Origin of the sequence: Hydrogenophaga intermedia, assembly GCF_023715105.1 — a bacterium.
In the GTDB taxonomy this organism is placed as follows: Bacteria; Pseudomonadota; Gammaproteobacteria; order Burkholderiales; family Burkholderiaceae_C; genus Hydrogenophaga; species Hydrogenophaga intermedia_A.
The window spans coordinates 1-410 of the sequence record NZ_JAMBNO010000118.1 but is presented as its reverse complement, the minus strand read 5'-3'; the positions used below and the strand labels follow the sequence as shown (position 1 = coordinate 410).

The window sequence follows — 410 nt, the reverse complement described above, 5'->3', positions numbered from 1 at the left end:
AGAGGGGGATGGGCGGGCGGGAGTGGGTCAGCTGGTTGATGTTGGAGGGGTGGTGGGGGGCCGGTCAGGGTGCTGCCGCCCGCCTCGGGGTTGACGGGCCGGCAGCGTTGGGGGTCGGGTCAGGATGCCTCGATCGTGAACGGCACCGTGACGACGTCGCCGTCGGCCAGCCGGAACTGGCCCCACAGCTGGTAGACACCGGGGGTGTCGAACTCGGCGTGCACGTCGAGCTCGGGACCGAACGTCTGCCCGGGGAGGGCGAAGATCGGGCGTCCCTGGGCGTCTTCGACCTCGGCGTGCTCGTGGGCGAAGGTCTGGGCGTCGGCCCGCATCATCACCACGTGGCCGGCTGCGGCGAGGAACGGCTGCAGGTCGTCAACCGGCGTCCTGGTGGTGGCGTCGGTGAACTC

1 protein-coding gene is annotated in these 410 nt (G+C 71.2%); it reads right to left on the bottom strand.

The window, feature by feature from the left end; all coding sequences use genetic code 11:
- Positions 1 to 119: 119 nt before the first annotated feature.
- Positions 120 to 410: hypothetical protein (locus tag M3149_RS22845; RefSeq protein ID WP_251711637.1), on the bottom strand; the 291-nt coding region annotated here is incomplete at its 5' end.